At 63.7% G+C, this 25,936-nt stretch carries 23 protein-coding genes and 1 tRNA gene; 8 read left to right on the top strand and 16 right to left on the bottom strand.

What is annotated here, in order from left to right; translation table 11 throughout:
- Window positions 1–80: 80 nt before the first annotated feature.
- Window positions 81–632 (bottom strand): glutathione peroxidase, encoded by a 552-nt coding sequence (locus tag ACEW7X_RS02140; RefSeq protein WP_068371081.1) that lies wholly within the window; start codon window positions 630–632, stop codon window positions 81–83.
- 96 nt (window positions 633–728) lie between these two features.
- The gene (gltS, locus tag ACEW7X_RS02135) at window positions 729–1,937 is read right to left on the bottom strand and encodes a sodium/glutamate symporter (RefSeq protein WP_068371557.1); all 1,209 of its coding nucleotides are present in this window, start codon (window positions 1,935–1,937) and stop codon (window positions 729–731) included.
- Window positions 1,938–2,308: 371 nt separating this feature from the next.
- Between gltS and ACEW7X_RS02130 the strand changes: the two genes are divergently transcribed.
- Together ACEW7X_RS02130 and ACEW7X_RS02125 are read left to right on the top strand one after the other, a co-directional pair.
- Window positions 2,309–3,688, top strand: coding sequence for an MmgE/PrpD family protein (locus ACEW7X_RS02130; protein WP_068371084.1), 1,380 nt, complete (start codon window positions 2,309–2,311; stop codon window positions 3,686–3,688).
- Window positions 3,689–3,830: 142 nt separating this feature from the next.
- On the top strand, window positions 3,831–4,673 hold the full coding sequence (locus tag ACEW7X_RS02125; protein ID WP_068371087.1) for a phosphosulfolactate synthase: 843 nt from the start codon (window positions 3,831–3,833) through the stop codon (window positions 4,671–4,673).
- 151 nt (window positions 4,674–4,824) lie between these two features.
- On the opposite strand, the gene ACEW7X_RS02120 is transcribed toward ACEW7X_RS02125, so the two are convergent.
- The 7 genes from ACEW7X_RS02120 to ACEW7X_RS02090 all read right to left on the bottom strand — a co-directional run bounded on the left by ACEW7X_RS02120 (window position 4,825) and on the right by ACEW7X_RS02090 (window position 11,937).
- On the bottom strand, window positions 4,825–6,177 hold the full coding sequence (locus tag ACEW7X_RS02120; protein ID WP_420177553.1) for a sulfate adenylyltransferase subunit 1: 1,353 nt from the start codon (window positions 6,175–6,177) through the stop codon (window positions 4,825–4,827).
- A complete protein-coding gene (gene cysD / locus ACEW7X_RS02115) occupies window positions 6,177–7,025 on the bottom strand; it encodes a sulfate adenylyltransferase subunit CysD (RefSeq protein WP_238591386.1) in 849 nt (282 codons plus the stop codon). Before cysD ends, ACEW7X_RS02120 begins: the two co-directional genes overlap by 1 nt.
- A 249-nt stretch (window positions 7,026–7,274) precedes the next feature.
- On the bottom strand, window positions 7,275–8,027 hold the full coding sequence (locus tag ACEW7X_RS02110) for a phosphoadenylyl-sulfate reductase (protein ID WP_420177552.1): 753 nt from the start codon (window positions 8,025–8,027) through the stop codon (window positions 7,275–7,277).
- On the bottom strand, window positions 8,024–9,091 hold the full coding sequence (locus tag ACEW7X_RS02105; RefSeq protein WP_127773087.1) for a sulfate/molybdate ABC transporter ATP-binding protein: 1,068 nt from the start codon (window positions 9,089–9,091) through the stop codon (window positions 8,024–8,026). The genes ACEW7X_RS02110 and ACEW7X_RS02105 overlap by 4 nt, the downstream gene beginning before the upstream one ends.
- A gap of 11 nt (window positions 9,092–9,102) precedes the next feature.
- Entirely contained in the window at window positions 9,103–10,014 is a 912-nt protein-coding gene (gene cysW / locus ACEW7X_RS02100; RefSeq protein WP_130487550.1) for a sulfate ABC transporter permease subunit CysW, read from the bottom strand.
- A complete protein-coding gene (gene cysT, locus ACEW7X_RS02095; RefSeq protein ID WP_068371099.1) occupies window positions 10,014–10,895 on the bottom strand; it encodes a sulfate ABC transporter permease subunit CysT in 882 nt (293 codons plus the stop codon). Before cysT ends, cysW begins: the two co-directional genes overlap by 1 nt.
- 19 nt (window positions 10,896–10,914) lie before the next feature.
- On the bottom strand, window positions 10,915–11,937 hold the full coding sequence (locus ACEW7X_RS02090) for a sulfate ABC transporter substrate-binding protein (RefSeq protein WP_130487551.1): 1,023 nt from the start codon (window positions 11,935–11,937) through the stop codon (window positions 10,915–10,917).
- 183 nt (window positions 11,938–12,120) lie between these two features.
- Here ACEW7X_RS02090 and ACEW7X_RS02085 point away from each other — a divergent pair, with 183 nt between their 5' ends.
- Both ACEW7X_RS02085 and ACEW7X_RS02080 read left to right on the top strand, forming a co-directional pair.
- A complete protein-coding gene (locus tag ACEW7X_RS02085; protein WP_068371105.1) occupies window positions 12,121–12,381 on the top strand; it encodes a metal/formaldehyde-sensitive transcriptional repressor in 261 nt (86 codons plus the stop codon).
- Between the two features lie 38 nt (window positions 12,382–12,419).
- The gene (locus ACEW7X_RS02080; protein WP_068371108.1) at window positions 12,420–13,529 is read left to right on the top strand and encodes an S-(hydroxymethyl)glutathione dehydrogenase/class III alcohol dehydrogenase; all 1,110 of its coding nucleotides are present in this window, start codon (window positions 12,420–12,422) and stop codon (window positions 13,527–13,529) included.
- 98 nt (window positions 13,530–13,627) lie between these two features.
- Here the strand turns inward: ACEW7X_RS02080 and ACEW7X_RS02075 are convergent, their stop codons facing one another.
- From ACEW7X_RS02075 to ilvD, 4 genes are all read right to left on the bottom strand, one after another.
- Window positions 13,628–14,290: a DUF799 domain-containing protein gene (locus ACEW7X_RS02075; protein WP_068371111.1), complete on the bottom strand. Its 663-nt coding sequence runs from the start codon at window positions 14,288–14,290 to the stop codon at window positions 13,628–13,630.
- Window positions 14,287–14,658, bottom strand: coding sequence for a DUF4810 domain-containing protein (locus tag ACEW7X_RS02070; RefSeq protein ID WP_238591377.1), 372 nt, complete (start codon window positions 14,656–14,658; stop codon window positions 14,287–14,289). Before ACEW7X_RS02070 ends, ACEW7X_RS02075 begins: the two co-directional genes overlap by 4 nt.
- A gap of 20 nt (window positions 14,659–14,678) precedes the next feature.
- Window positions 14,679–15,365 carry a CsgG/HfaB family protein gene (locus ACEW7X_RS02065; RefSeq protein ID WP_068371578.1) on the bottom strand — a complete coding sequence of 229 codons (687 nt, stop codon included), beginning with the start codon at window positions 15,363–15,365 and terminating at the stop codon, window positions 14,679–14,681.
- 260 nt (window positions 15,366–15,625) lie between these two features.
- On the bottom strand, window positions 15,626–17,491 hold the full coding sequence (gene ilvD, locus ACEW7X_RS02060) for a dihydroxy-acid dehydratase (protein ID WP_068371116.1): 1,866 nt from the start codon (window positions 17,489–17,491) through the stop codon (window positions 15,626–15,628).
- A 426-nt stretch (window positions 17,492–17,917) separates the two neighbouring features.
- On the opposite strand from ilvD, the gene ACEW7X_RS02055 reads away from it, so the two are divergent.
- Window positions 17,918–18,832 carry a DMT family transporter gene (locus ACEW7X_RS02055; protein WP_068371581.1) on the top strand — a complete coding sequence of 305 codons (915 nt, stop codon included), beginning with the start codon at window positions 17,918–17,920 and terminating at the stop codon, window positions 18,830–18,832.
- 84 nt (window positions 18,833–18,916) lie between these two features.
- On the opposite strand, the gene ACEW7X_RS02050 is transcribed toward ACEW7X_RS02055, so the two are convergent.
- Both ACEW7X_RS02050 and ispB read right to left on the bottom strand, forming a co-directional pair.
- Window positions 18,917–18,993 (bottom strand) — tRNA-Pro (locus ACEW7X_RS02050).
- Between the two features lie 49 nt (window positions 18,994–19,042).
- Complete coding sequence (gene ispB, locus ACEW7X_RS02045) at window positions 19,043–20,008, bottom strand: octaprenyl diphosphate synthase (protein ID WP_068371119.1); 966 nt, start codon at window positions 20,006–20,008, stop codon at window positions 19,043–19,045.
- 364 nt (window positions 20,009–20,372) lie between these two features.
- Here ispB and ACEW7X_RS02040 point away from each other — a divergent pair, with 364 nt between their 5' ends.
- The 3 genes from ACEW7X_RS02040 to thiS all read left to right on the top strand — a co-directional run bounded on the left by ACEW7X_RS02040 (window position 20,373) and on the right by thiS (window position 24,365).
- On the top strand, window positions 20,373–23,243 hold the full coding sequence (locus tag ACEW7X_RS02040) for an HD domain-containing phosphohydrolase (protein ID WP_420177551.1): 2,871 nt from the start codon (window positions 20,373–20,375) through the stop codon (window positions 23,241–23,243).
- A 235-nt stretch (window positions 23,244–23,478) separates the two neighbouring features.
- On the top strand, window positions 23,479–24,162 hold the full coding sequence (gene trmB / locus ACEW7X_RS02035; protein WP_238591378.1) for a tRNA (guanosine(46)-N7)-methyltransferase TrmB: 684 nt from the start codon (window positions 23,479–23,481) through the stop codon (window positions 24,160–24,162).
- Between the two features lie 2 nt (window positions 24,163–24,164).
- Window positions 24,165–24,365: a sulfur carrier protein ThiS gene (gene thiS / locus ACEW7X_RS02030; protein ID WP_068371124.1), complete on the top strand. Its 201-nt coding sequence runs from the start codon at window positions 24,165–24,167 to the stop codon at window positions 24,363–24,365.
- 147 nt (window positions 24,366–24,512) lie between these two features.
- Here the strand turns inward: thiS and ffh are convergent, their stop codons facing one another.
- The gene (gene ffh, locus ACEW7X_RS02025; protein ID WP_068371128.1) at window positions 24,513–25,922 is read right to left on the bottom strand and encodes a signal recognition particle protein; all 1,410 of its coding nucleotides are present in this window, start codon (window positions 25,920–25,922) and stop codon (window positions 24,513–24,515) included.
- Between the last annotated feature and the right edge of the window lie 14 nt (window positions 25,923–25,936).

Genomic DNA, 25,936 nt, shown 5'->3' with positions numbered 1-25,936 from the left:
AACGATTCAGGCGCCGGACCCGCCCGGCGCCTGTTCCTGAAGCCTTGTTCCGGCCACTTGGCCGGCGGCGGCAACGTCCGTCAGGCCAGCGCGGCGTCGATGGCCTGGCGCAGCGCGGGATCGTCCGGCGCGATGTCGGGCGCGAATCGGCCGATGACCTCACCGGAGCGCGACACCAGGAATTTTTCGAAATTCCAGGTAACGTCGCTGGGCTCGGCCGACAGCAGATTGCGGTCTGCCAGGCGCTGGCGCAGCGTGCCATCGGGCTTCTGCTGCGCCGCCGGACGGGCGGCGATCAGCGCTGCATACAGAGGGTGGCGGCCGGCGCCGTTGATCACGACCTTGGCAAACAGCGGGAAACGCACGCCGAAAGTCCCTTCACAGAAAGTCTTGATTTCATCGGCAGACCCCGGCTCCTGGCCGGCGAAATCATTGCAAGGAAAGCCCAGCACTTCCAGGCCCTGCTCCTTGTACTGCTCGTAAAGCGACTCCAGCCCCGCGTACTGCGGGGTCAGGCCGCACTGGGACGCCACATTGACGATCAGCAGCGCCTTGCCACGGTAATCGCCCAACGTTGCCGCGCTGCCATCCAGGCGCTGCAAGGGAATATCGTAAATCGACTTCTCGCTCATTCGGAAACTCCTGTCTTGTCGCCCCCGGCATTATCCGTGGCCACTGCCATCAGGCCGCCATGCGGCCAACCCGTCGAGAATACGGGAAGCAGTCTGTCAAATCAATGCCGTGATAATCATGGCGTTGACCAGATCAATGAAAAACCCACACACCAGCGGAACGACGATGAACGCCCGGTGTGCCGCCCCGTATTGCTGCGCCACCGCCGTCATGTTGGCAATGGCCGTGGCAGTAGACCCCAGGGTGATGCCGCCGAACCCGGCCGCCATCACCGTAGCCTCGTAATCCTTGCCCATCAGGCGGAAGACCACGAACAGCGCGTACACCACCGTCAGGAAAATCTGCACCACCATCACGACGGCAATGAAGCCGAAGACGCCCTGGAGCTCCCAGAGCTGCAGGCCCATCAACGCCATCGTCAGGAACAGGCCCAGGGTGACGTCGCCCAGCAGCGCCAGCGCCTTGGTGGTGCCAGGCAGGCTGCGCGTCGGGTCGCGGCGTATCGTGAGCGCCGGAATATTGCGGATCAGGATGCCTGCCATCAAACAGCTGACGAAGGTCGGCAGCGTCAGGCCCAGCTCCTTCAGCGCAGCATCCAGGCTCCAGCCGATCAGCAGCGCGCAGTTCAGCAGGAACAAGGCCCACAGCACACTAAAATAATCCAGTGGCTCCGCCCGGCCCTGGTTGACCGCGCCTACGTCCAGCCTGCGGCTGCCCGAAGGTTTCACGCCATGACGGCGGATCAGCCAGGTAGCGATCGGGCCGCCGACCACGCACGCCGCGATCATGCCCACGGTATTGCCCGCAATGCCCAGCTCCATGGCATTGGGAATGCCCAGCTTTTCAATGAAGATCGGGCTCCAGGCCAGCGTCGTGCCTATGCCGCCGGTCAGGGAAATCGAACCGACCATCAGCCCGGCGCGCGGGTCCAGCCCGAACAGCGCCGCCAAGCCCATACCCGCAACGTTCTGCAGCACGATGAAGACCGACGCGAGGATCAGCAGCAGTACCAGCGGCCAGCCGCCGCGCTTCAAGGTACGCATGTCCGACTTCAGACCGATACCGGCAAAGAAGTACAGCAGGAGCAGTTCGCGCACGCCCAGCGCAAACTGGATGCGGATATCCAGGACGTAATAGGCCAGCGCCACCACGACCGCACAGCAGAAACCGCCAACGACAGGCTCCGGAATGCTGTAGTGCCGCAGCAAGGCGATACGCATGGTCGCGAGCTTGCCAATGAACAACAACAAGATGGCAATCGTGAAGGCGACGAATGCGCTGACCTGCAAGACTCCGGTATCCATGACACCCCGGCCCGAAATGGAAAAATGCAGTGTATCCCCGGCGCTGCGCAAAAACGCGGGGGATTTCCTTTTCTGCAACAGAAAGCGCTCATGAAACGTCAGCGGACGCCAGGCAGCCAGGAAAAGCTGGCAAGACGCACCTGTTTCTGGCGGCGGGCAGCCCGGTTGCAGGGCTGTAATACCTGCACTGACAGTAGCGCTTTAATCAATAATCAATCTCATTACATATACAATCCTTTCAACGCTTCACCCTGCCATGACCGGCAACCGCTACTGCGCCATGCATTACATCATCGCCTTCACTACACCGCATTCCTGTTGCTGACCCGCTCCGCTACGGTGCGGCCCATGGTTTCTCACAAGGAAATATCATGACGGAAGTTGCACAGCTAGCCAGTTTTGTCCACCGCGCCCGCTTTGAAGACATCAGCGCCGCTGCGGTACAGGAATTGAAGATCCGCATTCTGGACACCGTCGGCGTCGCCATTGGCGCCCAGGATGCGCCCCCTATCCAGGCCATACGCAGCCTGCTGCACGACCTGGGCGGCAACCCCGCGGCAAGCTACCTTGGCGGCGGCCAGGGCTCGGCCGACCGCGTGGCGTTCTACAACGCCGCGCTCAGCCGCTACCTGGACTACATGGACGCCTATCTCGCCAAGGGCGAGACCAACCACCCCTCTGACAACCTGGGCGCCGTCCTGGCCTGCGCCGAAAGCGCCGACGCCAGCGGCAAGGATCTCCTGACGGCGCTGGCCGTCGCCTACCAGGTGCATACCCGCCTGTCGGATGTCGCACCGGTACGTGCCAAGGGCTTCGACCACACCACGCAAGGCGCCTATGCCGCCGCAGCGGCCAGCGCCAAGGCGCTGGGCCTGGATGCCGGGCAGATTGCCAACGCCATTGCCATTTCCGGCACCGCCAATAATGCCCTGCGTGTCACGCGCACCGGCAATCTTTCGCACTGGAAAGGGCTGGCCTACCCCAACACCGCCAAGGAAGGCGTCTTCGCCGCCCTGCTGGCCAGCCGTGGCATCACCGGCCCGGAAGCCGTGTTCGAAGGCAACAAGGGATTCAAGGACAGCATTGCCGGGCCGTTTGACATCGACTGGCTCGCCGAAGACCTCGAAAGCGTACGGCGCACCATCCTCAAGAAACACAACGCCGAAATCCACTCGCAATCCGCGCTGGATGCCGCGCTCGATATCCGCGCGCGGCCCGGCTTCGATGCTCACGCAATCAGCAGCGTCAGGCTGCGCACCTTCGACGTCGCCTTCTCCATCATCGGCGGCGGCGAGGAAGGCGACAAACAGAACATCCGCACCAAGGAAGAAGCAGATCACTCGCTGCCCTACATGCTGGCGGCCGCCTTGCTCGATGGCCAGGTGCTGCCAGAACAGTACGAACCGGAGCGCATTGCCGCCGCCGACATCCAGGCGCTGCTGCGCAAGGTCCACATTTCGCCCGACCCCGCGTTGTCGGCCCGTTTCCCCCAGGAAATGCCCGCCGAACTGGAAATCACCTTCGCCGACGGCCGGATAGAACGCGCCACGCGCAACAGTTATGAAGGCTTTCATACCCAGCCCATGAGCTGGGAAACAGCGCGCCGCAAATTCGACCTGTTGGCCGCCCCTTTCGCCAGCGCCGACCTGCGCGAACGCCTGGCCGGGCTGATCGCCACGCTGGAAACGCATAGCGCCCGCGACCTGGCCGGCTTGCTCGCCCAGGTGCCGGCCACGCGCCATACCGTATGACGCCCAGGCCCGCCCTCGACTGAGCGGGCGGGCTACGGCTACGGCTACGGCTACGGCTACGGCTACGGCTACGGCTACGGCTACGGCTACGGCTACGCAAGATTTTCACTCGCTGTTCCTTCGTTTCGAAAAGGAGATTGCCATGAGCAAACCGACGTCGCAGGAAACCGCATTTTCCTTCATCCCCCGTGCCTACCGCCCGCCCAAGCCGCGCAAGTTCGGCCTGACGGAAGCACGCGCGCCCTACTATGCCACCTTCGGCACCCGCCATCTGGCGGACGTGCTGGATGTCGCCGGGCAATGGGTCGATGGCATCAAATGGGCCGGAGGCTCCTTCGCCCTGCTGCCCCGCGAACAGGTACGCGCCTTCAGCGATCTGGCGCACCAGCACGACGCTTATGTGTCGTCCGGCGGCTGGATCGAAACCGCGCTGCGTTATGGCCCGGAAGCGGTGGAAAAGTATCTCAAGGAAGCCAAGGAATCAGGCTTTGACGTGATCGAAATTTCCACCGGTTTCATCTCCATTCCGACTTCCGGCCTGCTGCGCCTGATCGAACAAGTGAAGAAGGCTGGGCTGAAAGCCAAGCCGGAACTGGGCATCCAGTTCGGCTCCGGCGGAGACTCCAGCGAAGCCGAACTGGCAGCCGAAGGCAAAAAAGATGTCGGCGACCTGATCGCCCGCGCCCGCAAGGCGCTGGATGCCGGGGCCGACATCATCATGATCGAGTCCGAGGGCATCACCGAGAACGTTGTTGACTGGAACACCGGCGCCGTCGCCCGGATCATCAACGAAGTCGGCCTCGAACACGTCATGTTCGAGGCCGCCGACCCACCGGTATTCGAGTGGTACATCAAGAACTATGGCAACGAGGTGAACCTGTTCGTCGACCATAGCCAGGTACTGCAACTTGAGGGCCTGCGCCAGAACATCTGGGGCAACAAGAGCACGTGGGGCCGCATCATCAACCCTGCGCCGCGCAGCTAAACCCGCCGCCCGCCTGCGCTTGCGGCCTGCACCGCAACGCGGGCGCCGGCCGGGCCGGCCCCACCCCTGCCATCGCAGTCATACCCAGAGACGCCTCCCCCAGAAGCGCCTACCCCCTTAACGCCTCCGGCAGAGACTGCTGGGCAGATACCTAAGCCAGGCGCACCATGCCCGCCGCAGCCGTCTGGTTGCTGGCCTCGTCGATCAGGATGAAAGCGCCATTGCCAGGATTGGCTGCGTAATCGTCCAGCGGCAGGGGGTCCCGCACCGCCAGGCTGACACGGCCGATTTCATTGGCCTGCAAAGGTTCGCCGCCTGTCACTTCCGCCAGCTCATGGATGTCGCGGCGCGACAGGATTTCCTTCACCTTGACCGACGTCAGGCGGCTGCCATGCTTGAGCAGATAGCGGCGCGCCGGATTGAGTGCCTGGGTATCCAGCCAGCAGATATCTGCCTCGAAAGCCCGCTCCACCCTGGCTGGCGCATGTGCATGCACCAGCAGATCGCCCCGCGACACGTCGACATCCCGATCCAGCACCACCGTCACGGCGTCCCCCGCCAGGGCTTCCTGGCGTGGCTCGCTGCCCAGGTAAATCGCCTGGATGCTGGCCGTCACGCCCGAAGGCTGCACCTGCACGGCATCGCCAACCCGCAGCTCGCCCGAAGACACCAGCCCCGCATAGCCCCGGAAATCCTCCACGCTGCTACCGCCATGGCGTATCACCCATTGCACCGGCAGACGCAGCGGCCGCTGGCGTGCAGGCGCATCCACCGGCAAGGACTCCAACAAATTCAGCAAGGTCGGGCCGTCGTACCAGGGCGTACGCGCCGAGGCCGTCACGACATTGTCGCCCTTGAGCGCCGACAGCGGCAGTGCATGGAAGGACGGGATGTCCAGGCGGCGCGCCAGCTCGGCATAGGCATCGCGAATACGCTCGAAGGTATCGCGGTCCCAGTCCAGCAAGTCCATCTTGTTGACGGCCACGATGATATGGCGAATGCCCAGCAGGCGCGCAATGGCGCTGTGGCGCTTGGTCTGGGTCAGCAGCTTGCCGTCTGCCGCGCGCGTGGCGTCGATCAGGATGATGGCGGCATCGGCAGTCGAAGCCGCAGTGACCATATTGCGGGTGTATTGCTCGTGGCCAGGCGCGTCCGCCACGATGAACTTGCGCCTGGGCGTGGCGAAATAGCGGTACGCCACATCAATCGTGATGCCCTGCTCGCGCTCGGCTTCCAGGCCGTCTGTCAGCAACGCCAGATCAGGGGCGTCACCTTCGGTACGCTTGTACTTGGCGCGCGCGATGGCATCGAGCTGGTCGGCAAAAACGCCCTTGCTGTCGAACAACAAGCGGCCGATCAGGGTGGACTTGCCGTCATCAACCGAACCTGCCGTAACGAAGCGCAGCACGCCGCCATCGGCGGGGCTGCTGTCACCTGCCGGGATGACCGGGAGAGCAACAGTGTCGGCCGCCCGGTCCAGAATCACGCTGGAACTATCGCTCATCAGAAATACCCCTCTTTTTTTCGGCGCTCCATGGAGGCCTCGGAAGTCTGGTCGTCCATGCGCGTCGCGCCGCGCTCGGTAATGGTGGTCACGGAGGTTTCGGCGATGATGCCGGCCACGTCATCGGCTTCCGACGCCACCGGGCAGGTACACGAAATATCGCCTACCGTACGAAAGCGCACGGATACGGTCTCTACCGTTTCCCCTTCGGCTGGCGGCGTCAGGCGCGTCACCGGCACCAGCAGGCCGCGCCGGCGCACGACTTCGCGCTGGTGGGTAAAGTAGATGGAAGGCAGCGCCAGGTTCTCGCGCGCGATGTACTGCCAGACGTCCAGCTCCGTCCAGTTTGAAATCGGAAACACGCGCATGTTTTCACCCTTGTGGACACGCGTGTTGTAGAGATTCCAAAGTTCGGGGCGCTGTGCCTTCGGGTCCCATTGGCCGAACTCATCACGGAAGGAGAAAATGCGTTCCTTGGCTCGCGCCTTTTCCTCGTCGCGGCGGGCGCCGCCGATGCAGGCATCGAAACCAAACTCTTCGATGGCTTCCAGCAAGGTGACGGCCTGTGCCGCATTGCGCGAATCCGTTTCCTTGCGCAGCACCACGCTGCCGCGCCGGATGGAATCCTCCACGCTGCGCACGATCAGGGTTTCACCCAGTTCTGCGGCACGGACATCGCGGAACGCGATCACCTCATCAAAGTTGTGCCCGGTGTCGATGTGCATCAACGGGAAGGGAAAAGCGCCAGGGCGAAAGGCTTTTTCAGCCAGGCGCAGCAGCACGCAGGAATCCTTGCCGCCGGAAAACAGCAGCACCGGACGCTCGCATTCGGCCGCCACCTCGCGCATGATGTGAATGGCTTCGGATTCCAGCCAATCCAGGTGGCTGCGGGAGACGGACGCCGCATCGGGCCTGTCTGCCGCCCCTCGCAATTGGCCGGCATGGATAGCCGGGTTGCCCTGTGGGGCAAGGCTTGCGCTAGTGCTGATAGTCATAGTACCTCTGGGGAATAACGCCGGCCCGAAGGCTGAAACAGCCGCGCCCAAGGGCGACGGCGCCTGCGGCTCCGATAAAACTCGCCGGGCCCGGGAACCGGGTCATGGCGACGAAACAAAAGACACGCTGCCGGCCGGCCGATTGCCCGCATGCAGCCCGCACTCCTTGGAATCCGACGACTCCCACCACCAGCGGCCGGCCCGCACATCCTCGCCAGGCCGTACCGCGCGCGTACAGGGTTCGCAACCTATCGAGGGATAGCCCTGGTCATGCAGCGGGTTGTAGGGAATCCTGCGCTCGCGGATACTTTCCCAGACATCGTCCAGCGTCCATGCCGCCAGCGGGTTGAATTTCACCAGCCCGAATACCGGGTCCTGTTCCTGCTCGTGCAGCTCGCCGCGCGTCGTCGATTGTTCGCGGCGCTGGCCGGTGATCCAGGCGGAGCGGCCCGCCAGCGCGCGGCGCAGCGGTTCCACCTTGCGGATCTGACAGCAGGCCTTGCGCAGTTCCACGCTTTCATAGAATGCGTAGGCGCCATGCTCGGCCACATGGGCCGCGACCGCGGCCTCGTCGGGCTGGTAGACGTCCGGGCTGCGACCATAGCGCGCCTGCATCACGTCCAGCATGCCCAGCGTTTCGGCGTGCAGGCGGCCGGTATCCAGCGTGAACACCCCCAGCGGCAGGCCGCCGTCATAAATGGCATGCGCCAGCACCATGTCCTCGGCGGCCAACGATGAGGCAAGGGCCGCATCCGGGAAATGCCGGGCGATTGCCGCCAGGCTATCCTGCAGGCGCTGCCAGCGCAGCGCTTCTGCCGCGCCTGCCGTCCTTGGAGTCAGGTGCGGGTCACTCATGCCGAATCGCGCGCGAAGATCCGCGCATGGCGCGGACGGGCCAGCAGGACTTCGCCTTCCCTGAGATTCAGTTCACGGAACAGGCCTTCCGGCACCTGCGCCTCGATGAGCTGATCGCTGCCTTCGCGCGACAGTTCGAGAAAGGCGCTGGGGCCAGCCAGGTAGGCATGATTGAGCCGTACCGCCAGGCCTTCGCCGCCCTCTGCGTACGGCAGCACTTCCACTTCGTGCGGCCGCACATAGGCCGTGGCGGCACGCTCGTTGCCACCGCCGAACTCGGGCGCGGGCAAAGTCCAGCCGTCCAGGCGCCAGACGCCATTGGCGGCCACGCCCTGGAACTGGTTCACGTCGCCCAGGAAGCCATAGACAAAGGGCGTGGCCGGCGCTTCCCAGACTTCCCTGGGCGACCCGACCTGTTCAATCTTGCCGGCATTCATCAGCACGACCCGGTCGGACACTTCAAGCGCTTCTTCCTGATCGTGGGTGACGAACACGCTGGCGACATTCAATTCGTCATGCAGGCGCCGCAGCCAGCGGCGCAGTTCCTTGCGCACCTTCGCATCAAGCGCGCCGAAGGGCTCGTCGAGCAGCAGGACACGAGGCTCCACCGCCAGCGCACGCGCCAGCGCGATCCGCTGGCGCTGCCCGCCTGACAATTGCGACGGGTAACGATCGGCCAGCCAATCCAGCTGCACCAGTTCCAGCAAGGCCTTGACGCGGGCGCGGATGTCATCTTCCGAAGGGCGCTGGGCGCGTGGCCGCACACGCAGGCCGAACGCGACGTTCTCGAACACCGTCATGTGCTTGAACAAGGCATAGTGCTGGAAAACGAACCCGACGCGGCGCTGGCGTACATTGACGTCCGTGGCATCCTCACCGGAAAACAGCACGCTGCCCTCGTCCGGCGTATCCAGCCCGGCGATGATGCGCAGCAGCGTGGTCTTGCCGCAGCCGGACGGGCCGAGCAAGGCGACCAGCTCGCCAGTTTCGATATGCAGCGAGACATCGTTCAGGGCGCGGAAATCACCGAAACGCTTGGACAGGTGGCGAACTTCGATACTCATGTATGACTCCTTCAGGCGGCCACTGCCGCCAACGGCCGCTCCAGCGGCTGCGTCGCCGTGGCATGGCCGGGCCGGCCGGCGCGCTCATCGCGCCAGTGCACCCATTGTTTCAGCAACAGGGTAACGAGCGCCAGCAGGGCCAGCAGCGATGCAACGGCGAACGCCGCGGAAAACATATATTCGTTATAGAGGATCTCGACATGCAAGGTCATCGTGTTGGTCAGGCCGCGTATCTGCCCCGACACTACGGACACCGCGCCGAACTCCCCCATGGCGCGGGCATTGCTGAGAATGGCGCCATACAGCAAACCCCACTTGATGTTGGGCAGGGTCACGCGCCAGAACATCTGCCAGCCGGAAGCCCCCAGCGTCAGGGCCGCCTGTTCGCCATCGTTGCCCTGGGCCTGCATCAGCGGGATCAATTCGCGGGCGATGAAGGGACAGGTCACGAACAGCGTGGCGATGATGACGCCTGGCACCGCATAAACGATCTTGATGTCATGTTCCTGCAGCCACGGGCCAAACCAGCCCTGGGTGCCAAACAGCAGCACGAACACCAGGCCGGCAACCACCGGCGAGACGGAAAAAGGCAGGTCGATCAGCGTGACCAGGAATTGCTTGCCACGGAACTGGAACTTGGTGATGGCCCAGGCTGCGGCCACGCCGAATACCAGGTTCACCGGCAGCGAAATGGCGGCCACCAGCAATGTCAGCCGGATGGCATCCAGCGCATCGGAATCGGTAATGGCGGCAAGGTAGACCCCCCAGCCGCGCCGCAGCGCTTCGGCAAAAACGGAAACCAGCGGCACCAGCAGGAACAGCCCCATGAAGGCCAGGGCCAGCGCAATCAGTACATAACGCACCCAGGCCGGTTCTTCCAGCGGGTTGCTGCCCTGGCGGACGGGTATTTTAGTCTGGCTCATCAGCGCACCCCGCCACGGCGTTGCTGCCATGCCTGCAACAAATTGATCAACAGCAGCAACAGAAACGATGCGACCAGCAGCACAGTGGATATTGCCGCCGCCCCGGCGTAATCGAAGCGCTCCAGTTTGGAGACGATCAGCAGCGGGGCGATTTCCGACACCATGGGGCGATTACCGGCAATGAAAACCACCGAACCGTACTCGCCCACCGCCCGTGCGAACGCCAACGAAAAGCCAGTCAGCAAGGCCGGCAGCACCGCCGGGAACAACACGTGCAGGAAGGTTTGCAAGCGGCTGGCGCCCAGGCTGGCAGCGGCCTCTTCCAGTTCTTTCTCGACGTCTTCCAGCACCGGCTGCACGGTGCGCACGACAAACGGCAGACCAATGAAAATCAGCGCCACCACCACGCCCGCGGCGCTGTAGGAGATTTTCCAGCCGAAGAATTCATACAGCGGCTTGCCCAGCCAGCCCTTGGTACTGTAGAGATAGCTCAGCGCAATCCCCGCCACAGCGGTGGGCAATGCAAAAGGCAAGTCCACCAGGGCATCGAGGATGCGCTTGCCGGGGAAGGAGTAGCGCACCAGCACCCAGGCCACGATCATGCCGAAGACCAGGTTGACGGCAGCAGCCAGCAGCGCTGCGCCGAAGGTCAGCCGGTAGGCCGCCAGCGCCTGGGGCGTGCCCACGGCCGCCCAGAAGCCGTCCCAGCCCAGGCCGGCGGCCTTGATCGGCAGGGCCGCCAGCGGGATCAGCACCAGCAGGCTCAGGTAAACCACCGTAAAGCCCATGGACAGGCCGAAGCCCGGCAACACGCCGGGGCTGCGGCGCCGGCGTGCCACGGCGGGAGGATTCAATGTGCTGACCGGTGTCGTTGCCGTCATGCTCGCCCCTGGCTTCCGGTCAGCTGCCGGGCTGGTAGATCTGGTCGAAGGTGCCGCCGTCACCGAAGTGCTCGGCCTGTGCCTTGCGCCAGCCACCGAACACATCGTCGATCGTGATCAGCTTGACCTCAGGGAACTGGCTGGCGTACTTCGCCGCCACCGTCTTGTCGATGGGACGGTAATAATTCTGGGCGATGATTTCCTGCGCCTGCGGCGTGTAGAGCCACTTCAGGTAGGCTTCTGCGACTTCGCGCGTGCCCTTGCGGTCCACAACCTTGTCGACCACCGCAACCGGCGGCTCGGCCAGGATGGACAAGGACGGCACGACGATATCGAACTCGCCCTCGCCCAGTTCTTTCTGCGCCAGGAAGGCCTCGTTCTCCCAGGCCAGCAGCACATCACCCACGCCCTTCACGAAGGTGGAGGTCGAACCGCGCGCACCGGTATCCAGCACAGGTACATTCTTGTAAAGCTGGCCCACGAAGTCCTGCGCCGCCTTCTGGTCGCCGCCGTTCTTGTCGAGCGCATAGGCCCAGGCCGCCAGATAGTTCCAGCGCGCGCCGCCCGAGGTCTTGGGGTTGGGCGTGATGACTTCCACACCGGGCTTGACCAGGTCATCCCAGTCCTTCAAGCCCTTGGGGTTGCCCTTGCGCACCAGGAACACAATGGTGGAGGTATAGGGCGAACTGTTGCTGGGCAGACGTGCCTGCCAGTTCTGATCCAGCAGCCCACGGTCCGCGATGGCGTCGATATCGTAGGCCAGCGCCAGCGTCACGACATCGGCATCCAGGCCGTCGATAACGGAACGCGCCTGGCGCCCGGACCCGCCATGCGAAGGCCGGATCGTGACGGTGTCACCGGTTTCCTTCTTGTAGTCCTCGCTGAAACGCTCATCAATGGCCCGGTAGAGCTCACGCGTCGGGTCGTAGGACACATTGAGCAAGGTCCACGACTTGCCCTCCGCATGCGCAGACGCAAGCGGAGCCAGGACAGACGCTGCGATGACACCAGCAGCCAGCAGAAACTTATTTCCAATAGACATTTTGAGGACTCCGTTCATGGCAGGAACGGGTCAGTGTGCAACGCTTGCAAATGAAAACGAACGAATCAATTTTCCATTGCTCATCCCCATTAGGCATAAGAATTTCTGGATATGAGCTAATTCCAGCGCCCATGATATACTCCCCCCCAGTACAAACCAGGCACCACAACCAGGCCAGCCGAAATGCCCTACACCCCCACTGAAAAACGCAAGGCAGCCGCGCGCGTGCGCCGCATCCAGGGCCAGGTCGACGCCCTGGGCCGCATGTTGGACAACAACGCGCCCTGCAGCGACGTGCTGCAACAGATCGCGGCACTGCGCGGCGCCGTCAACGGCCTGATGTCCAGCGTACTGGAAAGCCACCTGCGTGAAAGCCTCGCACCGGTGGCGCCGCAGGAAACCGTGGACGACGCCATCGGGCTGGTACGTTCCTACCTGAAATAAACCTCGGCCCACATGGCCACCACCCAAGGAAAACCGCTATGAAATCCCGAGCTGCAGTTGCCTTCGAAGCCGGCAAGCCGCTGGAAATCGTCGAGATCGACGTGGAACCGCCGCGCAAGGGCGAAGTCCTGGTCAAGATCACCCACACCGGCGTTTGCCATACCGATGCCTTCACCTTGAGCGGCGATGACCCCGAGGGCATCTTCCCCGCCGTGCTGGGCCACGAAGGCGCGGGCGTCGTGGTCGAAGTCGGCGAAGGCGTCACGTCGCTGCAACCGGGCGACCACGTGATCCCGCTCTACACCGCCGAATGCCGCGAGTGCAAATTCTGTCTGTCCGGCAAAACCAACCTGTGCCAAAAGGTGCGCGCCACCCAGGGCAAGGGCCTGATGCCCGACGGCACGACACGCTTTTCCTACCAGGGCAAGCCCATCTATCACTACATGGGTTGCTCGACCTTCAGCGAATACACCGTGGTGCCGGAAATTTCGCTGGCCAAGTTCAATGCCGCCGCCGACCATGAAAAGGTCTGCCTGCTGGGCTGCGGCGTGACCACCGGTATCGGCGCAGTGCACAACACCGCCAAGGTCAAGGAAGGCGACACCGTGGCCGTCTTCGGCCTGGGCGGCATCGGCCTGGCCGTGATCCAGGGCGCGGTGCAGGCCAAGGCCGGCCGCATCATCGCCGTCGACACCAACCCCGGCAAGTTCATCCTGGCGCGCGCCATGGGTGCGACCGATGCGGTCAACCCCAAGGACCACGACCGCCCGATCCAGGACGTCATTGTCGAAATGACCGACGGCGGCGTGGATTTCTCGTTCGAATGCATAGGCAACGTGCACGTCATGCGTGCCGCGCTCGAATGCTGCCACAAGGGCTGGGGTGAAAGCATCATCATCGGCGTGGCCGGCGCCGGCCAGGAAATCAGCACCCGCCCCTTCCAGCTCGTCACCGGCCGCGTCTGGCGCGGTTCCGCCTTCGGCGGCGTCAAGGGCCGCACGCAATTGCCGGGTATGGTGGAAGACGCCATGGCAGGCAAGATCGACCTGGACCCGTTCGTCACGCACAAGCTGCCGCTGGACGAAATCAACGAAGCCTTCCACCTGATGCACGAAGGCAAGTCGATCCGTACGGTGATCCACTTCTGATCATTGCCGAAGCGCCCGCCGGCTGCGCGTGACGCATGCCGGCAGGACGGCTGCGATGAACGCTCCGCCGCAACCGGCCCTGCCCGCACAGCGAACCCTCAGTCGGTGCCGAAGCGCTGCGAGTACGGCCCGTACAGCAAACCGTTGGGACGGCCTGCAGCCAGCAGGCGCATATCGGCCAGGCCTGCCATCTTGTAGCTGTAATCGCTGGCGGATTCGATGATCTGGTTCACCAGCGCAGTCACCAGGGCGCCCAACAGGCCGCCACCGGAACTTTGCTGCTCGGCGCTGGACGCGGAAGCCGCACCGGACCACAGCTCGGTACCAGACGCCAGATCCACCAGCCGCGCCTGCAATGTCACCACCGATGCACTGCTGAGCACCGCATACGATGTACCGTACTGCTTCACGTCCATGAACAGCGCCGTGTCCGCACCGAAGATCTCACGCAGCTTGTCGGCCGGCACGGACCGTGCATCGGCCGCATCCAGCACGCCATTCTGGCGCAGTACCTCGCTCACCACCGCCACTGGAAAGACGTAATAGCCCGACTCGGCCAGCGGGTAGGACACCTGCGCCAGGACCGCCTCGGCCGCCCCGACTTCCAGCGAATCGTTGAGCGGCGGCAGCACCAGTACGGAGCGCGGGCGCGCTTCGCGGAACGCGGTGTAATCCAGGCTTGCAGGCGGCGTCGCGCAACCGCTGGCCAGGACCGAAACGCCCAACAAACCGATACCCAGGCATTTTTTCCAGATCGTCATTTGCCTGCCTCCGCACGCGCTGCCAGCGTCTTCGCCATGAAAGCCACGAAAGTGCCGGACTCCGGAAAGCTTGCCTGCTCGGCCGCCATCAGCGCCTGGACTTTATCCATCTGCCCTTCCAGGGCGTACAGCATCGCCAGATGCAACTGGAATCCCGGCGGCAGCGCCGCGCCCTCAGCGCTGATGCGCTCACGGCTTTCCTCCAGCTTGCTGATCTGCAAGGCCACGCCGTCCTTGCTGCCGTCCAGGTACTGATAAACCTGATCCTGATAATCTCCCCAACCGTACAGGGTGGGTTCCTTGTGTGCGCAGCCGGCCGCAAGCACTGCCAATGCGGCCAGCCAGGCGCGCGGAGCGCCTAATACCATGTTCATCTTCCTGCCCTGGTTCAATTGGCAGCAGGGCGCCAGGCGCCACTTTCGATCCCTTGCACCAGATTGTCCACGGCTTCGCGGATCGCCAGGTCCAGCACCTTGCCATTGAGGGTGGAATCGTAGCCGGCAGAACCGCCGAAGCCCACGACCTCGCGGCTGGACAGGCTGTACTCTCCCGCGCCCTGGGCGGAATAGACCACTTCGGAAGTATCGACGTCCACCACGTTCAGGTTCACCTTGGCATAGGCCACTTGCGACTTGCCGCGCCCCAGGATGCCGAACAACTGGCGATCGCCGGTTTCCTTGCGGCCGAACTCGCTCACGTCACCGGTGATAACGTAGGACGCGCCCTTGATGTTCTGCGCCTTGCCGTTGAAACCGGCTTCCTGGCTGATTTCAGACAGGTTGGCGCGATCCAGCACATTGAAGCGGCCTGTCTGCTGCAGGTGCGTGATCAGGATGGTCTTGGCCTGGCTGCCCAGACGGTCCTGGCCGTCGCTGAACACGCCGCGCATGAACTCGGTACGGTTGTCGAACTTGCCCACCGAAATCGGGCTGCGCGGCCCCTGGTACTGCACGGCGGCGGCGGCCGTCTTGGGCACTTCCAGGCTACGCGAGGATTCCGTCGCGCAACCTGCCACCAGCACCAGCGCACCCAGCGCCACCACACCTACCGCCTTCCGGCCAGAATTGAGATTCATCATCTGCGTATTGCGCGTCAAAGCGCCTGTTTTAAACATGGGAAAACAGGATATTAACGCCACAGGCAAATAAAAATAATTCCCATTGGCAAATAATCAGAACATGGCCGGCAACGGAGCCGCGCCCCAGGCCCCCGTACCGCCACGCTCTACCCCTGAATGCAACAAGGCCCCCGGCATTGGAACACCTCCAACAGCGGGGGCCAGGTCGTGGCCGCAAACGATGGCGCCAACCCGAAGGCCGACGCCACAAACGGCATTTACTTGCGGCGCAACTGGCTCAGGTCGCGCACGGCGCCCTTGTCTGCCGACGTGGCCATCGCGGCATACGCCTGCAGCGCCAACGAGACATGACGCTCGCGGTCTACCGGCTTCCAGGCGTTTTCGCCACGCGCTTCCATGGCAGTACGGCGCTGGGCCAGCACGTCGTCGGCCACATCCAGGTGAATGCTGCGTTCGGGGATGTTGATCAGGATACGGTCGCCATTTTCGATCAGGCCGATATTGCCGCCCTCGGCGGCCTCGGGCGATGCGTGCCCGATCACCAGCCCGGACGAACCGCCCGAGAAGCGGCCATCGGTCACCAGGGCGCACACCTTGCCCAGGCCCTTGGACTTCAGGTAAGACGTGGGGTACAGCATTTCCTGCATGCCCGGGCCGCCCTTCGGACCTTCGTAGCGGATCACCACGACGTCATTCGGCTTGACCTCGTCCCCCAGGATGCCGGCCACGGCATCGTCCTGGCTTTCGTAGACACGCGCCGTCCCTTCGAAAATCCACTGGCTTTCATCCACACCTGCCGTCTTCACGATGCAACCGCGTTCGGCCAGGTTACCCGACAGCACGGCCAGGCCACCGTCGCGCGAGTAGGCATGCTCACGGCTGCGGATACAGCCCCGTTCACGGTCCAGGTCCAGCGTGGAGAACTCGGCCGCCTGGCTGAAGGCCTGGGTGGTACGCACGCCACCCGGCGCGGCGCGGTAGAAGCGCTGCGCTTCCTCGCTGGCCTCGCCGCCGGCCACGTCCCAATTGCGCAGCGCTTCGCCCAGCGTGCCGCTGTGGATGTTCGCCGCATCCAGGTGCAGCAGGCCGGCACGGCCCAGCTCGCCCAGAATGCCGATCACGCCGCCAGCGCGGTGCACGTCTTCGATATGGAATTTGTCCGTCATGGGCGCAGCCTTGCACAGGCAGGGCACCGCACGCGAAATGCGGTCAATATCGGACATGCTGAAGTTCACGCCCGCTTCCTGCGCTGCGGCCAGCAGGTGCAGCACCGTATTGGTAGAGCCGCCCATGGCCACGTCCAGGCTCATGGCATTCTCGAATGCCTTGAACGTCGCAACATTGCGCGGCAGCACCGATTCATCATCCTGTTCGTAGTAGCGCCGGCACAGATCGACGATCAGGCGGCCCGCTTCCTCGAACAGGGTCTTGCGCCAGGCATGGGTGGCGACGATGGTGCCATTGCCAGGCAGGGACAGGCCCAGCGCTTCGGTCAGGCAGTTCATCGAGTTCGCGGTAAACATGCCGGAACAGGAGCCACAGGTGGGACAGGCACTGCGTTCTGCCTCTTCGGCCTCGGCGTCGCTGACGTTGGGGTCTGCGGCCTTGATCATGGCGTCGATCAGGTCAAGCTTGGCGATGACTTTCACCGTGCCCGGCTCATGGATCTTGCCGGCTTCCATCGGGCCGCCAGACACAAATACGACGGGAATGTTCAGGCGCATGGCGGCCATCAGCATCCCTGGGGTGATTTTGTCGCAGTTGGATATGCACACCATGGCATCCGCGCAGTGCGCATTTACCATGTACTCCACCGAGTCGGCGATCAGGTCGCGCGAGGGCAGCGAATACAACATGCCGCCATGGCCCATGGCGATGCCGTCGTCGATGGCGATGGTGTTGAATTCCTTGGCAACGCCGCCCGCCGCCTCGATTTCCTTGGCGACCAGCGCGCCCAGGTCGCGCAGGTGCACGTGCCCCGGAACGAACTGGGTGAAGGAATTCACCACGGCAATGATGGGTTTGCCAAAGTCGCCGTCCTGCATGCCGGTGGCGCGCCATAGAGCGCGGGCACCTGCCATGTTGCGGCCATGGGTGGATGTGCGGGAACGATAATGCGGCATGCTGGTCTCAACGAGCGGAATAACGAAGCCGCGCCAGACGGCGCGGACAGGGTGCGGATACAGCGAACGAATTTTTAATAATACGCTGTATGGCGCCAATCTTGCATAAAACCCTTGCCTTCGGCACGACTTCAGCAGCGAAAAAACACCTTTCGGCTCGCCCTGCGGCGCGAGTGATTCGCACTAGCGCCGCTATCGTACCAGTCGGCCGGCCAGGCAGGCGGTGCACACGGCGCCGTGACCCGATAACCCTTATGCGCGCATGGTAGCGATAACCCGTAATGCGACCCGCCCGCACAATAAGGGATACTTGCCAGCAACACCTGACCCGGCCAGCCGGCCGCCCATATGGCAGCATATGGCAATCGGCTGGCCTTGCTTTTTTATCGCTGCCTCTTCTACCGCTGCCCCTTGCCGCCTGAACCCATGCAAACGCGAAAACCCGTAGACGGCGCCGCCACGGCCGCCATGCTGCTGCTATGCCTGATCTGGGGCATGCAGCAAGTTTCCATCAAGGCCATTGCCGCCGATGTCGCCCCCGTCCTGCAGGTGGCCCTGCGTTCAGGCGTGGCGGCCGTACTGGTCTTGCTGTTCAGCCGCCTGTTCCTGCGCGAGCGCTGGCTGCCCGGCATCGCGCTGGGGCCAGGGCTGGTGGCAGGCATCCTGTTCGCACTGGAATTCCTCTGCGTCGCCCTGGGCCTGCGCTGGACCAGTGCCGCGCACATGTCGGTCTTCCTGTACACCGCGCCCATCTTCGCCGCCATCGGCCTGCACTGGAAATTGCCAGAGGAACGCCTGCAGCGCATGCAGTGGGTGGGCATTGCGCTGGCGTTTGCAGGCATTGTCATCACCTTCCTGGGACCGCAAGACCCGCAGACGCTGGCGGCCGCCCCCAATCCCTTGCTGGGCGACCTGTTCGGCCTGGGCGCCGGCCTGACCTGGGGGTTGACCACCATTACCGTGCGTGTCACGCGGCTGAGTGAAGCGCCGCCGGCGCAAACCCTGTTCTACCAATTGGCCTGTGCCTGCGCCCTGCCGCTGGCATTCGCCTACGCCACCGGCCAGACCGCCTTCCATGGCAGCCCGCTGGCATGGACCAGCCTGGGCTTCCAAACGCTGGTGGTGTGCTTCTTCAGTTATCTGACATGGTTCTGGCTGCTGCGCCGCTACCTGGCGGCCCGGCTGGGCATCCTTTCGTTCATGAGCCCGTTGTTCGGCGTGGCGATGGGCGCCTGGCTGCTCGACGAGCACCTGGATGCTTCATTCATCATCGGCGCCGTACTGGTACTGAGCGGGATGGTCATCGTCAACGGCCACCGGCTGCTGGCGCGCAAGCGCTGAAGCCGAGCCGGAAAACAAAAAACCACCTAGGCATGGCCTGGGTGGTTTCCCGATTTCTTCCGAGTGACCCTCTTGCAAGCAAGGTGGTCGGGGTGAGAGGATTCGAACCTCCGACTCCTGCGTCCCGAACGCAGTACTCTACCAGGCTGAGCTACACCCCGGAAAGAAATCAACTATAGATCGAATTTATCCAACTGTCAACAGACCACATCAATTTTTACGCGACACAGCGAAGTCGCAAAACGCCAGCAGGGAATCTCGGAACGGGGTATCCGGCAGTTGCGCCAGCGCGTCGCGAGCGATGGCGGCCTCGGCATCCGCCGCCCGGCGCGTGTGATGCAAGGCATCCGTGGCATGGATGGCCTGCGCCACCGCCGCGAAATCGCCTTCGCCCTTTTCAATGGCGCTGCGCACCAGGCTGCTCTGCTCGGCCGTGCCGACTTCCATGACCCGGATCAGCGGCAGCGTGGGCTTGCCTTCGCGCAGGTCGTCGCCCACGTTCTTGCCCAGCGCCTGCACGTCGCCGCCATAATCCAGCACGTCGTCGATCAGCTGGAAGGCCGTGCCGATATGGCGGCCATAGGCAGCCGCAGCTTCTTCCTGCTCAGGGGTGGCGCCAGCCAGCACCGCACCCACCTGGGCCGCAGCTTCGAACAGCTTGGCAGTCTTGTAGCGCACGACCTGCAAGTAACGCTCTTCGGAAACGTCCGGGTCGTGCACGTTGAGCAATTGCAGCACCTCGCCTTCAGCGATCACGGTCGTGGCGCCAGACAGGATGGACATGATGCGCATGGAACCGCCAGCCACCATCATTTCGAAGGAACGGCTGTAAAGGTAGTCGCCCACCAGCACGCTGGCCGCATTGCCAAATACAGCGTTGGCCGTATCACGGCCCCGGCGCAGGTCGGATTCATCCACCACGTCGTCGTGCAGCAGCGTTGCGGTATGGATGAATTCCACCACGGCGGCCAGCAAGTGATGGTTCGTGCCTTCGTAGCCGAATGCGCGCGCCACCATCAGCAGCATCGCAGGCCGCATGCGCTTGCCGCCAGCACTGATGATGTAATCGGCGATGGTGCGGATCAGCACGACATCGGAGTTCAGCCGGGCCCGGATCACGGCATCCACCGCTTTCATATCATCGGCAACAGGGGCAAGCAGCTCGGACAGGCTCAAGGTTCATCCTGGAAATGGAAGCGTGCGGCCTCGGGCCCGCGCGCTCTAACTACACACATCCGGGAACAGCCCGCAGACTCCTCTGCCAGGCTCCATTACCGGAAACAAACTTTATCAGGCTGTGATTATACGGTGCCCAGCATTTCAGGCCATTACCGTTGCAGCTTCCCCGCAATACGGCGCCAGGACTGCCGTCGTGGCCTGCGCCATGACATAGCTTTACCCTTCGGCCCATCCGGCACCTGACACATTTGGTCGTATGATGCTGGCAAACCAGGATCAGCGCCCACCAGACCGCACGCCGGCCTCCCGCCGCGCCGCCGGCCATGCAAGCGCGCCGCCCATCCGTCGGAGCGTACGGCCCATGTTTCTCAAACCACGCACAGGATTCCCGATCCGCTATGCGACCATAGGCATCATCGTCAGCGCCATGGTGCTGATGGCGGCCGTCCTGGTGGCGGCCGGCTGGCTGGGAACGCGCCAGATCCTGCTGGATTCGGCCTGGCGCTCGGCCCGTGAAACCGGGCAGCTGATCAACGAACGCGCCTTGCGCACGACCGCGCCGGCCTCGGCCATGCTGCGCACCCTGGCCTTCGACCCGCTGCTGTCCGCCCGCACCGAGGCTGGCCGGCTGTCACGCGTCGATGCATTGATCGCCTCGCTGATTGCCTCGCCGCTGATCACGTCCATCTATGTCGCCTACGACAATGGCGACTTCCTGCTTGTCCGCCCGCTCAACACGCCCGAATTGCGCCAGCATTTTGTCGCGCCACCGGGCGCGGCCTTCCTGGTGCAATCCATCAAACCGGCGGGCGACGGCACGCAACGGCGCACCTACCATTACTACGACGCGGACAGCCGGCACATTGGCGCCCGCCCCCTGACCGGCGACATCTACGACCCACGCGAACGCAACTGGTACAGCGCGGCCCGCCAGACCCGGTCCACCGTCATTTCCAAGCCCTACGTTTTTTTCTCGTCACGCGAAATCGGCATCAGCCTGTCGCGCCGGGCCGAGAACAGCCAGGCCGTGATCGGCATGGATATCGGCCTGGACGACCTGATGCTTGTCATGGACCGGCTGCGCATGACCCCAGGCACGGAAATCGCCCTGGTCGACGAACAGGGCGAAGTCATCCTCTACCAGGACATGCAGGCCTTCCTGGACGACGAAGACCATCCCGCCCCGGACCGGGATGCCACACTGACGCTGCCCAGCCTGGACCAGCTCGGCGCCAGCGCCCTGCGCGGCACTTATGATGCCGAGCGCAGCGACGAAGTCATTTCCCTGCAAGCCGACGGCAAGGAATGGCTGGGCCTGGCCCTGCCGTTCACGGCACTGGGCGAGGCACCGCTGCAATTGCTGCTGGCCATGCCGACCGATGAACTGCTGTACAGCCTGAAACAGCACCAGCAGCGCCTGATTCTGATCTCTGTCTTGCTGATCCTGCCCTTCCTGCTGCTGGGCTGGCGCGGCGGCTCGTTCATTGCGCGCCATCTCGAACGTATCGCGGCCCGAACCCGGCAGCTCTCGCGCTTCGACTTCCAGCGCCTGCCCGCACAGCCCTCTTCACTGCAGAAAATCAACACACTGAATGCCGCCGTGAACGATGTCAGCGACACCGTCGAGGCGCTGCTGGAAACCAGCCGCATCCTGAATACGGAAAAACAGATCGGCGTCATGCTGGAGCAACTGCTGGAAAAACTGCTCTCGGCCACGCGCTGCCAGGGCGGCGCCGCCTACCTGTGGCACCCGGACGAAGCCATCATGGAACGCATCGCCGCCCGCGGCGACCAAAGCACCCTGGCTGAACGCTTCCCCTATACCGCCGACCGGGCCGCAAGCCCGGCCGGCCAGGAGTCCAGCCAGGGCCGCTTCGAACTGCGCAGTCGGGACGGCGGCCTGCAGGGCCTGCTGATCCTGGCCCAGCCGGACGACCCGGCCTACGCAACGCCGGAATTTCTGGCATTTGCCAACCGCCTGTCCAGCATGCTGGCGGTGGCTATCGAAATGCGCCAGCTGATCGAATCGCAGAAAGCCCTGTTCGACGCCATCATCCAGGTGCTGGCCGACGCCATCGACGCCAAGAGCCCCTATACCGGCGGGCACTGCCACCGCGTGCCGGAACTGGCAATCCAGCTGGCGGACAGCCTGGCTGCGGAACAGCAAGGCCCCTATGCCAGCTTCCAACTGGATGAAACCGAGCGCTACGCCTTCCACCTGGCAGCCTGGCTGCACGATTGCGGCAAGATCATCAGCCCGGAACACATCGTCAACAAAGCCACCAAGCTGGAAACCATCCACAACCGCATCCATGAGATTCGCATGCGCTTCGAAGTACTCTGGCGCGACGCGGAAATCACCTGCCTGCAGGCCCAACTGGATGGCACGGACCCGGCAGCGGCACGCCGGCAGAAAGAGGCCCAGCAGGCGGCCTTGCACGAGGATTTCCGCTTCATCGCGCAGTGCAACGGCGGCAGCGAACACCTGCCCGACGAGGCCCTGGCTCGCCTGCACGATATTGGCAGCCGCACCTGGGAACGCCATTTCGACGACAGCCTGGGCCTTTCCACGGAAGAAACCGAGCGCCTGCAGCGCGCCCGCCCCGACGCCGTGCCGCTGCCAGCCTGGGAACAACTGCTGTCCGACAAACCCGAGCACATCATTCCCTGGGGCGCGCACCGCCCCCCCGTGGAGGCAGGCGACCCGACCAATACGCTGGGCTTCGACATGCCGCTGCCCGGCCAGCTGCAACACCTGGGCGAGCTGCACAACCTGGGCATCCGGCGCGGCACGCTCAGCGAAGAGGACCGCTTCGCCATCAACGAGCATGTCGTCCAGACGCTGCTCATGCTCAAGAAACTGCCCTGGCCACACGCCCTGGCCCGTGTGCCGGACATGGCCGCCAATCACCACGAAAAGATGGACGGCAGCGGCTACCCGCGCCGCCTGCCTGCGGGGCAATTGCCGCTTACCGACCGCGTACTGGCCATCGCAGACGTATTCGAAGCGCTGACAGCTGCTGACCGGCCCTACAAACCGGCCAAATCCCTGTCAGAATCCTTGCGTATCATGGCCCTGATGTGCCGGGATGGACACCTGGACACCGAGCTTTACCTGTATTTCCTGCACAGCAGGATCTGGCGCGGCTACGCGCACAAGCACATGCTGCCCGCGCAGCGTGATACCGTGGATACGGCCGAGCTGGCGCGTCTGGCCAGCAGCCAGGCCTGACACAGTGTTTACCGCCAGGCCCCAGGCCTGCCTCCATCCCAGGCAGGCCGCCCGTTTCGGGCGGGTTCCAGGCCCATTCCGCAGACTTGCCACACATGCATCCGCCAAAGTCTGCGGCGAAAGCCTAAAATAGCGCCCCAAAGATGCCTGCCGACCCAACCGTCAGGCGCCAGCCCTTGCTGGCCCCAATTCCTGCCCCCCGCCACTTTTTGGCGGCATAACGACAGAGTCCACCGTGACAGACCCGCAAACCCCCACCCCCCATATCCGCAGCTTCGTCCACCGGCGCGGCCACATTACCCAGGGACAGCGCGAAGCGCTGGAAACGCTGCTGGAAAAATGGTCCATTCCCTACACCCCGAAGCCTGCCGACTTCGCCGCGCTGTTCGGACGCAAGGCGCCGCAGATCCTGGAAATCGGTTTTGGCATGGGCGAAACCACCGAGCGCATCGCGCTGGCCCGCCCCGATGACAATTTCCTGGGTGTGGAAGTCTTCAACGCCGGCGTCGGCGCCATGCTCAAGCGCATCGAGGAATCCGAGCTGCAGAATGTGCGCATCATCCAGCATGATGCCGTGGAAGTCGTGCGCGACATGATCGCGCCCGATAGCCTGGCCGGCGTGCACATCTATTTCCCCGACCCCTGGCCCAAGAAACGCCACCACAAGCGCCGCCTGATCCAGCCGCCGTTCATTGCGCTGCTGGCCAGCCGTATTGCGCCCGGCGGCTACATCCACTGTGCGACCGACTGGGAAAACTACGCGGAACAGATGCTGGAAGTGCTGAGCGGCAACGAACTGCTGGAAAACACCGCGCAAGACTATGCGCCGCGCCCCGATTTCCGGCCGCAAACCAAATTCGAAACCCGCGGCCTGCGCCTGGGCCACGGCGTCTGGGATCTGATTTTCAGGAGGAAGTGAGCATGCGTATCACACTGAACGGAGAAGACCGTACATTCGATTCCGCACTGAGCGTGACCGGCCTGCTGGAAGCCCTGGGCCATACCGGCAAGCGCGTGGCGGTGGAACGCAATGGGGAAATCGTGCCCAAAAGCCTGCACAGCCAAACCCGGCTGACGGAAGGCGACATCGTAGAACTGGTGGTAGCAGTCGGCGGCGGCTGATTCTTCCTGCCCCACGCTGCGCACCACCAGGCCATCGGTGCGCCGCTGGCCTGGCATACGCGGAAATTACGCCGAAAAAGTAAAAGGCAGGCACCCACGGTGCCTGCCTTTTACATTGGCCGTCCGGCCTGAAAGAAGCAGCGCCGGTCAGCGCAAGCCACCGAAGCGGCCCAGGCCCTTCAGGCCGCCCATGGCGCGCATCATCTTCGCCATGCCGCCCTTCTTCATCTGCTTCATCATGCCCTGCATCTGCTCGAACTGATTCAGCAGGCGGTTCACTTCCTGCACCGGCACGCCCGCACCCGCTGCGATCCGGCGCTTGCGCGAGGCCTTGAGCAATTCCGGCTTGGCACGTTCCTGCGGCGTCATGGAATTCAGGATGCCTTCGGTACGGCGCAACTGTTTTTCCGCCTGCCCGCCCTGCAACTGGCCAGCCGCCGCCTGAAACTGCGCCGGCAGCTTTTCCAGCAACGAACCCATATCGCCCAGCTTACGCACCTGCAGCAGTTGCTCGCGGAAATCATTCAGGTCGAACTTGTCGCCGGACTTGATCTTGCTGGCCAGCTTCTGCGCTTCGGCAATGTCGATGTTCTTCTGGGCCTGCTCCACCAGCGAAACGATATCGCCCATGCCCAGCACGCGCTGCGCCATGCGTTCGGGGTGGAACGGCTCCAGGCCGTCGAGCTTTTCAGACACGCCGACGAACTTCAACGGCTTGCCGGTCACATGGCGTACGGACAGCGCCGCGCCACCGCGCGCATCGCCATCGAGCTTGGTCAGCACGACGCCGGTGAGCGGCAGCGCATTGGCGAACGCCTGGGCGGTATTGACGGCATCCTGGCCCTGCATGGCATCGACCACGAACAGGGTTTCCACCGGAGACACCGCCGCATGCAGCGCCTTGATCTCCTGCATCATGGCTTCATCAATACCCAGGCGGCCGGCAGTATCGAGAATCAGCACATCGTAGTGATGGCGGCGCGCATGGTCGACGGCATTGTTGGCGATATCCAGCGGTTTCTGGCTGGGATCGGACGGCAGCCAGTCGATACCGGCCTGCTCGGCCACGGTACGCAACTGCTCGATGGCGGCGGGACGATAAACGTCGGCACTGACCACCAGCACCTTCTTCTTGCCCGTCTTGCGGCCGCCATGCGTATGGCCGCCTTCGGCCAGCCAGCGCGCCAGCTTGCCGGTCGTAGTCGTTTTACCGGCACCCTGCAGGCCCGCCATCAGGATCACGGCGGGCGGCTGCACCGCAAGCGACAGCTCGCCGGCTTCAGTGCCCAGATCGCCGCCCATCAGTTCGGTCAGGACCTTGTGCACCACCCCCACCAGCGCCTGGCCGGGGTTGAGGCTGTCGGCCACATCTGCGCCCAGTGCGCGTTCCTTGACCCGGGACACGAAATCCTTGACCACAGGCAAGGCAACGTCCGCCTCCAGCAGGGCAAGGCGCACCTCACGCAGCATTTCCTGCGTATTGGCTTCCGTCAGGCGCGCTTCACCGCGCAGGGTTTTGACCACACGCGAAAGGCGCTGGGTAAGATTGTCGAGCATGGCAAGGGTTTCGC

This window comes from Kerstersia gyiorum, assembly GCF_048595715.1.
Taxonomy (GTDB): Bacteria; Pseudomonadota; Gammaproteobacteria; order Burkholderiales; family Burkholderiaceae_B; genus Kerstersia; species Kerstersia gyiorum.
Note: the sequence above shows the minus strand (reverse complement) of the source record. Positions and strands in the feature narration are given on the sequence as shown.